At 61.2% G+C, this 8012-nt stretch carries 6 protein-coding genes and 1 CRISPR repeat array; of the genes, 3 read left to right on the forward strand and 3 right to left on the reverse strand.

The genetic code is table 11. The features are described from left to right. Window positions 1-10: 10 nt before the first annotated feature. The 3 genes from casB to cas3 are packed head-to-tail and all read right to left on the reverse strand — an operon-like array spanning window position 11 to window position 4789. Window positions 11-583 carry a type I-E CRISPR-associated protein Cse2/CasB gene (casB, locus tag CKO23_RS16550; protein ID WP_200332926.1) on the reverse strand — a complete coding sequence of 191 codons (573 nt, stop codon included), beginning with the start codon at window positions 581-583 and terminating at the stop codon, window positions 11-13. Further along, window positions 570-2162 (reverse strand): type I-E CRISPR-associated protein Cse1/CasA, encoded by a 1593-nt coding sequence (locus tag CKO23_RS16555; protein WP_200332927.1) that lies wholly within the window; start codon window positions 2160-2162, stop codon window positions 570-572. Before CKO23_RS16555 ends, casB begins: the two co-directional genes overlap by 14 nt. A gap of 17 nt (window positions 2163-2179) precedes the next feature. Then, a complete protein-coding gene (cas3, locus tag CKO23_RS16560; RefSeq protein ID WP_200332928.1) occupies window positions 2180-4789 on the reverse strand; it encodes a CRISPR-associated helicase Cas3' in 2610 nt (869 codons plus the stop codon). A gap of 161 nt (window positions 4790-4950) precedes the next feature. Here cas3 and CKO23_RS16565 point away from each other — a divergent pair, with 161 nt between their 5' ends. The 3 genes from CKO23_RS16565 to CKO23_RS16575 all read left to right on the forward strand — a co-directional run. Next, window positions 4951-5271, forward strand: coding sequence for a histidine kinase (locus tag CKO23_RS16565; RefSeq protein ID WP_200332929.1), 321 nt, complete (start codon window positions 4951-4953; stop codon window positions 5269-5271). An 85-nt stretch (window positions 5272-5356) separates the two neighbouring features. Next, window positions 5357-5758: a helix-turn-helix domain-containing protein gene (locus CKO23_RS16570; protein ID WP_346014624.1), complete on the forward strand. Its 402-nt coding sequence runs from the start codon at window positions 5357-5359 to the stop codon at window positions 5756-5758. A 135-nt stretch (window positions 5759-5893) separates the two neighbouring features. Next, window positions 5894-7404: direct repeats of the CRISPR family, unit length 37 nt; unit sequence GTTCGAATCAGAGACCCGTTCTAAAGGGGATTGAGAC. A 106-nt stretch (window positions 7405-7510) separates the two neighbouring features. Further along, a partial coding sequence (locus tag CKO23_RS16575) for a helix-turn-helix domain-containing protein (protein ID WP_200332930.1) occupies window positions 7511-8012 on the forward strand: 502 nt, incomplete at its 3' end.

An 8012-nucleotide genomic window follows, 5' to 3' on the forward strand; every position in this document is an offset into this window, starting at 1 on the left:
TGTCGGTCATTCAGGCGGCTTGTTTGTTGGATTTGGCGAGCGCGTAGAAATAGCGGCCGGCGATGCGCATGCGGATGGCTTCCGCCTTTTCCTCATCCCGACCTTCAGACAGGATCAGCCAACCAAGCTCGTGCCAGTTTGGGGCGACCTCCTTCGACGCGAGTAGGCGCAGCAGGCGCGGCAGAAGTTGGCGAAAGGCATCTCCTCGGGAGGTGAGGAGCTTAGTCACTCGCGACTCCGACACTCCGGCCGTGCAGAGCTGATTCCCGAGCGAGCCGCTGGCATGACCAGCCAGCGCCATGCCGTGAGCGATCAAGGCCCAGCGCCGCCAGGTTTCCGGCGGCCAACTCTCGGGCTCAAGGCCAGCGTGAATGAGTGCACGCGCCAGGGCGGCGATCTGATGCGGGCGAAGCTCGCCGTCTGGGTCAAGGCGAGCCAAGGCCGCTTTTTCACCCTTGCCCAAGCCGTAAAGGTCGCCGTTGAAACGGGCGGCCTGACCGATGAGTTGGGCGAGCCTGGCGATCGGTGAGCTTTCGCGCTCCGCGCTGGCAGGCGCTTGGGGCTCGGTTTCAGGGCTGGACATATGATGTCTCCTTGGCGTCCTTTTGCACTTTGTAGTAGTGAGCCAGGGTTGGCAGGGTCTTGTCGCTGAGCAGTCCGCCATGCAATCGGCTCAGGGCCGCGGCACGGGCGCGATAGCGTTGCTCACCGCTGCGCGGCCCTGAGTCAAAGGCGTCGATGAGGATGGCCTTTGCCCGCTCCGCCATGTCCAGATACCAGCGCAGGCGGACGTCCTCGGGCTGTTCGGATTCGACCTCCTCGTTCAGTCCGAGCGGACCGTCGAAGAAGCGCGAGTCCTCGAAGTGTTCGAACGGTTTGGCAAAGAGATTGGCCTTGTCCTTCGCGCTGTCACCGAACTTGTCTTTCGGCTCGCCGTTTTCGAAGAGGGTCGCTAAGGCGGTCCATAGCACCCCGCGAATCTTGCTGATGTCCGAGACCCGCTCCTCCGCGATCTTCGCGACCCCATCGGTCTTCTTCTGAATCATGAAGGCACGAATTTTCGGTGAGATGGGAATCCGCCGTTCGTGGTAACCCTCGGTCTTGCCTTGTCCGCGTGTTACCCCACGCGCCAACATCACAATCCCTTGAGCGCCATCCTCCGCAATCAATTCCTGGGCGATCGGCGAGCGGAATTTCTGGCCGAACAACAGTTCGGATGAGAGCTTGTAGTCAAAGCCTTTGCCGGTAATGGTGAGCGCCTTGCCCGCACCGATCTCGATTGGCATCCAGGCATCGCCCGTCACACCATTGCGGCTCTTGGCTTCGATTCGCGGAGCCTTGCTGCCAGTGGCCACTGCAGCGATTCCATTGGGGGACTCGACGAGACGAATCCGGCGACAGATCTCGATATAGAAGGGATCGAGCGCCGCGAAGGCGAGGCTGTCGGTCCCGTTCCAAGAACGCAGCCAGACCAGGCCAATTCCACCCTGCTCGCAGAGCGCCATGTCCTGCGCGATCTCGGCGCGGCAACTGAGAAGTCGTCGGACATCCCGCGCCCAGCGTTTGCCCCAGCCGCCAAGTGGGACCGCGCCCAGCGCGGGGCGACTTGCGAATCCTCCGTTCATCCGAGAGATCCCATAGTTCCCTGCGCCAAGGAATCCCTCCTGGGTCTGCAGGCTGATCAAGGCCAGCAGCCAATCCTCGGGCGTGCATCGCCGCATGCGGGCCGCCTTGAGATCGTGGTTCTTTGATGTCACCAGCATGTCCAACTCATCCGGCGCATTGATCTGGTTCTTCCAAGCCTTCAGCGTTCCTTCTGGGACAGGCGCTTGCATCAGCGCGGGGCGCTCGGGAGGCGTGATCACACACCACGCCGCCCCGTCCAGATCATCCGGCGTCAAAGCCAACAGCGCGGCTTTCCAGGCCGCCTCATCGGTAAAGGGCGCGGTCTGGCCAGCCTGATGCAGTGCCATCGCCGCGAGTTGCACCAGGAAGGCATGCCAGGGGTGGCGTTGATGCGGTCTCAAGGCCGGGAAGTCGCGAATCCGATCATCGGCCAGGGCGACCAAGAGCGCCGGTAGGCTGAGGTGAACCCGTGAGCCATCGGCCGCCAGGCGGGCGCCTATGAGTGGTTCGTCGAGCAGTGAATAACGCAGCGTCATCGCAGACTCCTAGCTGATTAGCCGTCGATCCTCTCCAGTCCCAGGCGGCTATAGCGAAACTGAGCTGTCTCCAGACTGAACAGGATCGTGCCCTCCTGGACCTCCACCCCCATTGGTTGGGCGTCCGGATCGATGCCCTTGGGCACCAGGAAATGGCGCACGGGCAGATGCTTCAACGGCTGGCCGAATGGCCCGGGCGGAGCCAGATCGAAGGTCAACAGACGGTCGCGCACACCTAGGCGGGTAGCAATGTCGAGATCGGTCGGAAAGCCCTGTTGGGCGTCGAAGGCCTTGTCGATTTCCAGGCCGTGGAGGTGGGCGATGGTGCGCTGGGCGCCGGTCTGTCCTTCGATCTTCTGGCCGAGCTGCTTCCAAGCCTCGCCCAGCGATTCCATTTCCTGCAACCGATCCGGATGCGTCGCCCCCTCGACCAACGCCCGGTTATCCTCGGGAATCGTGATGCTAGGACGCTCAACGATCAGGCGGCGTGTGGCCTCGACGGTGCGCAGGTCAGGGTAGATGCCGTCGCCATCGCGGAACGGTCCCAGGCCATGCCGGGAAGTTTGCAGCAGCGGAGACAGATCATGATTCGGCGGCGTCAGGATCCAGGCTTGCGGTAAGCGGAACGCCTCGGGGCGCTGCTCTTCCGGACGCGGATGTCGATGCAGCCGCCCGATACGCTGCAAGAGCACGTCCATCGGACAGAGATCGGTGATGAGCAGATCGGCGTCCAGGTCGAGGCTTTGCTCCAGCGTTTGGGTACCGACAACGATTCGCGCGCCAGGCGGGCGCTCCTTGCCGAGCTGTGCTTGGATCGCGGCGTCCAGCAACGGGCGATCCTCGCGGCTGAAACGGCTGTGGTGCAAGGTTCTGGACCCATTCACTGCGAACAGCAGGTTGGGCGCGAGTTGTTCAATCGCGCGGAAGACCGCGAGCGCCGCAGGGACGGTGTTGCGCACGATGAGCACCTTGGCGCCCGCCGATGCGACATCGATCGCCAGCCGGGCGATGGCCTCGGGATCGTCGATGAGATCGCGCAAGATCCAGGTGACCGACTTGGGGCGAATGGTCGAGTCGATGGCGCGCATGGCGAGCTGGTCGGACAGTGCGGGATAGGGTGCGTCGCACGCCGCTTGAAAGGCCGGAGGCGCCGACCTGGAATCGTGGCCAAGCGCGAGATAACGCGTCCTTGCGCTGGAACCGAGGGTCGCGGACAGCAGCAGCGCATGGCCGCCGCATCCCAAGTGCGCCTGAAGCAGACGCTCCAGGAGGACCGTCATGTAGGGATCGGAGGCGTGGACCTCGTCCACCACGACCAGGCTGCGCGCCAGAAGGGCATGCCGCAGGTGGGCATGACGCACCTGCAAGGCGCCGAACAGCGCCTGATCGACCGTGCCCACGGCGATCGGCGCGGCTAGGAAGCGCTTGGGAGACTCAGCCGCCCAGCGGCGATGCGCCTCCGCGTCTTCCGGTTTGTCCGGCCACAAGACCTTGAAGTCCGGGAGCGCTGTGGGTTCCTGGCCGTCGGCGCTGGCGTAGCCCGGCAGGGCGCGCACGGTGACAGGCGGATTGGTTGGCCAAAGGCGTGCAACCGCCGTCAGAATCCGCTCGTAGACCTGGCTGGCCGAGACGCGGGTCGGGAGCGCGAAATAGAGACTATCCACCTCACCACGCGCGAAGAGGTGCACGAAGCGCCAGAGCGCCGCCTCGGTCTTGCCGCTGCCAGTTTCTGACTCCAAGACAACCAGCGGCCCCAGGTCCGAGGAATCCATCGCCGCCTGGATGGGATAAGGCGGATTGCCGAAGGTCTGAGCGAAGCTTGGTGAAAGTGTCCCCAGGGCATGGCGCCAGTCGTCGGCATCCAGTCCCAGCGACCTGATCGCACGCTCCGCGCAATCGATCGCGGTCTCTGCCCGATCCTCGCCGGGTGTCGAAAATGGAAAGAACGCCGTATCCGAGCCGAGCCAATCGGCCAGTTGCACCAATCCTGCGAACAGATGGCCGAAGGCCGGCGCGTCCGGCAACGGCTCGCCGCTCGGCGCGAAGGCTTCCGGGAAAAGATCAGTTGCGCGTCGCCCAATCTCTTCGAGCACGGGAGCCGGATCGTAAAGGGTCTTCCCATCCGCTCCGACGACGGGCTTCCAGATCGCGCGGTTCCAATCGCCTGCATTCTCGATGATTGGACGGCCGTGATGACTGATGCTGGCCTTCAGCAGCGGCTCGACAGCCTCGCCCCAGGTACAGATCGCGTCAACCGGGAGCAGGGCGACCAACGCCTGGAGGAAGGGGGTCTCGTCAAAGAGTTTGATTGCTTCCAGGCCGTGTCCAGCATGCGCCGGCCAACCCGGAGTGGCGCCCTTGAGCCAGCGTTTCGCCTGGAATCCGCTATTGGCCTTGCCGATGTCATGAAGGAAGACCAGGCAGGCAAGCCGCGCGATGTCTTGGAGGCTGAGTCGTCGACCTGCCGTGCGTTCCAACGCTCGCCGTATCGAGTGACAGGCGCACAGGTGAACGAAGCAACTCGCGACATCAATGAGATGGTCTACGAGCGGATGCCAACCGGAGATGGCCCCATTGTCGTCGCGCTGGAGCTTTCCGAATGCCGCGGAGTGGTTCCCTTGCATCATCCCTTGTCTCTGGCTTGCACGCGTTCCTGTTGGCCCCAAAACCGGGGGCGCCGCCGCGAAAACGGACGAAACAGCCTCGTGACGTTGTTGCGTAGAATATCACTCTGAGGAATATTCACTTACCCAAGATTGTCATCACCCATTCACATGGAGCGGAATCGATGCCAGCCCCCCTCCCTGAAGCCGTCGCCGACTTCGGCTGGTACGGCGCCGGCTACGCCGTCTGCATCGGCGGGACCGACGCCCCGGACTTCTACCCGCCGTTGAACGACCTGGAGGCCCAGGGCGAATGGCTCGCGGGCTTCGAGGCGGCCTGGTGCGACTGCCCGGACGCGGAGGCGATCCGCTCAATCCTGTTCGGCGACGGCATGGGCGGGGAGTCCCTGGACACCGCCCTCGGGCGGGCGCTGGAGGATCGGCCCGAGCTGCTGCGGCAGGTTCGGGCGTATCGAGCCGCTTGCGTCGCTGCGACCATGCACTGAAGCGGCTGACGAGCCGGACGACCCCGCGCACCACGCGCGGCGCCCGGATCCTGCGGGGCGCGGCAGCGGCAATGAGGGACACCGAGTGGACGACATCATCAACGAATACCTCGACATCGACTCCGCCGAGCTGACCAAGCGGATCGGGGAGCGCCTCCGCGAGACGCGGAAGCTTCTAGGTTGGTCTCTCAGCGATCTGTCCGCCCGCACCGGCGGGGTATTGAAGAAGTCTCGACTGAGCAACTACGAGCAGGGCTTGCGCCGGCCGGGTATCGAGGAGGTATTCCTGCTGGCCAAGGTCTTCGGCATGGTTTCGCCGACCTGGGTGCTCTGCCTGGATGAGTCGACTGGTCCTCTAAACGCGCCCGAGATCGACCTTCTGGCCCGGTATCGCGCCGCCGATGCCCGGGGCCGGGATCTGATCCAGAGTGCTGCGGAGATTGCGACCGATGTGCAGCTCGACACTAGCCGAAGGGTCGTTCCCTAGAGACGCACCGGCCTGCTATAGTTGAGGAGGATTCGACGCTCGCACGGCACGCTGCACATGAACTTTTCGGCTCCGCGAAATCCTGGGAACCCACCTCGCAAGTCGTTGATTAAAAAGCTTCTCCGGCAACGAGCAGTTCGAATCAGAGACCCGTTCTAAAGGGGATTGAGACTGAGCTGATGCCTCACAGTCAAACACCTTGCATGTTCGAATCAGAGACCCGTTCTAAAGGGGATTGAGACACGATAGCTTAGACTTACTTGACTCTCTCTCTCAGTTCGAATCAGAGACCCGTTCTAAAGGGGATTGAGACATCTAAGTCAGAAGCGTATGCGCAGTTAAGTGGATGTTCGAATCAGAGACCCGTTCTAAAGGGGATTGAGACTTCCGCCTGTGTCTGTGGTTGCTCCCGCATCCAGTTCGAATCAGAGACCCGTTCTAAAGGGGATTGAGACTTGTTCTGTTGCGCTGAGACTGGTCTATCGATGTTCGAATCAGAGACCCGTTCTAAAGGGGATTGAGACCTGCGTAGAACATTGGTTTCTCCTGTTGGCTGGTGTTCGAATCAGAGACCCGTTCTAAAGGGGATTGAGACCCTGTTGTGATGTACCCCGTGAAGGCGTCTACCGTTCGAATCAGAGACCCGTTCTAAAGGGGATTGAGACTTCCAACGCCGGGATTTCCGTGAATGACAGTAGTTCGAATCAGAGACCCGTTCTAAAGGGGATTGAGACGAGATGTTGCGAGATATCATGCCGATCATGTAAGTTCGAATCAGAGACCCGTTCTAAAGGGGATTGAGACTACCCGCGATCTTCGGAGTCGTAATGCTCAATATGTTCGAATCAGAGACCCGTTCTAAAGGGGATTGAGACCGCATTTCGCGAAGCTCCGATGCGATGCGGGAGTTCGAATCAGAGACCCGTTCTAAAGGGGATTGAGACACATGGTTCCGGTGTCATTCCGTATCGATTATTAGTTCGAATCAGAGACCCGTTCTAAAGGGGATTGAGACATTCGTGCCTCCGCGGTTTTGTCGCTTGCGGAAGTTCGAATCAGAGACCCGTTCTAAAGGGGATTGAGACCGTCGGCATAGCGGGCTTCGTCGATGGATGCGTGTTCGAATCAGAGACCCGTTCTAAAGGGGATTGAGACCACCACTCGTGTTGCAACGGTCTCTGGCCCCATGTTCGAATCAGAGACCCGTTCTAAAGGGGATTGAGACATGTTACGCGGCGAGCTTCATGGTCTCGGGGGGTTCGAATCAGAGACCCGTTCTAAAGGGGATTGAGACCCATGTGGCGCTCTTCGTTGGCGATCAGCTTGGTTCGAATCAGAGACCCGTTCTAAAGGGGATTGAGACCACCACTCGTGTTGCAACGGTCTCTGGCCCCATGTTCGAATCAGAGACCCGTTCTAAAGGGGATTGAGACTCTGTTAGGGAATTGAGTATACGTATTTATACCGCGTTCGAATCAGAGACCCGTTCTAAAGGGGATTGAGACGGCTAGGCGAGTAGGGCAGCGTAGAGGTAGCGGCGTTCGAATCAGAGACCCGTTCTAAAGGGGATTGAGACCATGATGTCTCTCCGATACGGAATGAATTGAATGTTCGAATCAGAGACCCGTTCTAAAGGGGATTGAGACATTCAGGGCAGCTAGTGGTCTAGAGTGAAAGTCCTAATACTGTTTCTGGGCGATCGATGGCATCCTACTCATCTGTCTTGAGTTTCGCCGATGAGTTGATGACACGATGCCACGCTGCACCCCGATTCCCGTTTCCCTCACCGACAAAGAACGTACCCAGTTGGAGGCGTTGGTGCGTCAGCACACCACGGCGCAGCAACTGGCGATCCGAGCCCGAATCATTCTCGCCGCCGACGCCGGCAAGGGGATGCACGAAACGGCCGCCACGTTGCAGGTCAGTCGCTCGTTGGTCCAACGCTGGCGCCGACGCTGGCGCGAGCGCGCGGATCAACCCGTGCTCGAGCGTCTGAGCGATGAGCCGCGTTCGGGGACGCCGCCGACCTTCACCCCCGAGCAGATCTGCGCCATCATTGCCCTGGCGTGCGAGCCTGCGGTCCGCGAGGGAGTGACGCTGGCGCGCTGGACCCATGCGGACTTGGCTGAAGAGGCCAAGGCGCGCGGGATCGTCGAAGACATCTCCGCGCACTCCATCGGACGCTTCTTACGCGAGATCGATCTCAAGCCGCATCGCGTACAGGGCTGGATCAACACCCCGCGCGCTGGTGATT

Origin of the sequence: Thiocystis violacea, assembly GCF_016583565.1 — a bacterium.
GTDB lineage: Bacteria > Pseudomonadota > Gammaproteobacteria > Chromatiales > Chromatiaceae > Thiorhodococcus > Thiorhodococcus violaceus_A.

What these genes read in the sequence shown, in the direction of transcription:
- casB (WP_200332926.1), bottom strand. Translation starts at nt 583, where the DNA reads ATGTCCAGCCCTGAAACCGAGCCCCAAGCGCCTGCCAGCGCGGAGCGC.
- CKO23_RS16555 (WP_200332927.1), bottom strand. Translation starts at nt 2,162, where the DNA reads ATGACGCTGCGTTATTCACTGCTCGACGAACCACTCATAGGCGCCCGC.
- cas3 (WP_200332928.1), bottom strand. Translation starts at nt 4,789, where the DNA reads ATGATGCAAGGGAACCACTCCGCGGCATTCGGAAAGCTCCAGCGCGAC.
- CKO23_RS16565 (WP_200332929.1), top strand. Translation starts at nt 4,951, where the DNA reads ATGCCAGCCCCCCTCCCTGAAGCCGTCGCCGACTTCGGCTGGTACGGC.